This is a genomic window from Polaribacter litoreus (assembly GCF_054584775.1).
Window position 1 is genome coordinate 1 of record NZ_JBTLRD010000072.1, and the last position, 1519, is coordinate 1519.

Sequence of the window (1519 nt, forward strand, 5' to 3'; positions counted from 1 at the left end):
TCCTCATGGAGCAATTCAAAGATTGCTCTAGAAAAATTTCAGAATAACTTTACTTACACACTTTTTGGTTTAGTACCAAACGATTAAATATACTATTTTACAATTAAAACAGATTTTAATTTGTTTGTGAATCAATAATGAGTGAAACCATCTCTTTTAGTAACCATTAAATATATTAGTAACAGAGCAAATTCTGTGTTACTAATATTTCATCACTTTAAAATAAATAAAATGACTATAATTAAAATAATTGTGGCATATCATCTTCTTTTAATTCTGGAACTTCTAATCCTCTCAAATAGGTTAAGCTTACATTCACGCTTGAATGACCCATTGCTTGTTTGAGCTTTGTTAAGGACCCTGTCCTTGTAAATATATCAATAGCACCCGAATGTCTAAATGAATATAGGGTTTGATTTGGTTCTAATATTACACTCTTCTTTTTAAACCTGCCCCATAGAGTTTTAAAATAGTCTTTGTTTAGAGGTGTTGATGTCTCACTAAAAATATTTATACCTTCTTTTCCTCTATTCAAAAAAGGCTTTATAAAAATTGGTATTGGTACAATCCTATTTCTTCCAGATTTATTCCTAGCTCCGCTTAAGTTTATGTGTGACAAGTCGTCTGAAAAATCACTCCAGGCCAATTCTCTAATCTCACGATGAGGCCTGAGCAAGCATCCATAAGTTAACAGACAGCATAAATGTAGTTTGGAATTGAAGTTTCTTACCTCTTCAAGTAACTCTTTTATATTTTTAAAAGGTTTGTGAAGTTTTGCTTTTGCCTTTTTAGAATTAACCTGATCCATAGGGTTATGTTTCATTCCAATTTTATTAGCTTGATTAAACAACACTTGAAGGTGTCTTTTGACTGTATTGTGAGATACTTCAGAGTGATATTTATTAAGTAATATATTAATATCATTAGAATTCAAAGAATCATTTTTAATATTCCTTTCTACTAAATTAAAAACATATTCTAGCATATTTTTATACTTTTCAGAATAGTTCGCTCCTATTTTAATTTCTAAAGCTGCTCTTAAATAATCCATATCAGTCATATTGGTTGTGATATGCTTAGATTTATTGAAAAGCTCAATACTCATACCGCTGGTTAAAAATCTGTAGACTTCAGCGGCTAAGAGGTTACCAATTTGAATTCTTTCCGATATTGGGTATGAATTTGGTGATAGCGTGGAGTTGATTCTTTTTCCATTAAATAAACGATAGCGTGTTCCTTTATAAGAAAAATCAACATAGACTCTTTTTTTATAATCTTGTTTTACTTTTGGATAATTTAATTTCATTTGGCAGACATCTGACAGATTTAACTTTCTAATGTCTCTGAAATGTATTGTATAAAGGATTTGGGAATTTTTAATTTCTGATTATGAGTCAGGTGCTCTAACCAACTGAGCTATAGGACCTATAATTTTGGTTTGAAAATGTACTATTTATTTTAAATTATTTGCAAATAAATTTAGAATTTCTTGTGTTTTAAATGGAAACTTTCATTTTTT

1 protein-coding gene and 1 tRNA gene are annotated in these 1519 nt (G+C 29.2%); both read right to left on the reverse strand.

Features of this window, described 5'->3' with window-relative positions:
* Positions 1 to 241: 241 nt before the first annotated feature.
* Positions 242 to 1306, reverse strand: coding sequence for a tyrosine-type recombinase/integrase (locus ACW9UN_RS17175; RefSeq protein WP_459487600.1), 1065 nt, complete (start codon positions 1304 to 1306; stop codon positions 242 to 244).
* A 52-nt stretch (positions 1307 to 1358) separates the two neighbouring features.
* A tRNA-Ile gene (locus ACW9UN_RS17180) sits at positions 1359 to 1418 on the reverse strand.
* Between the last annotated feature and the right edge of the window lie 101 nt (positions 1419 to 1519).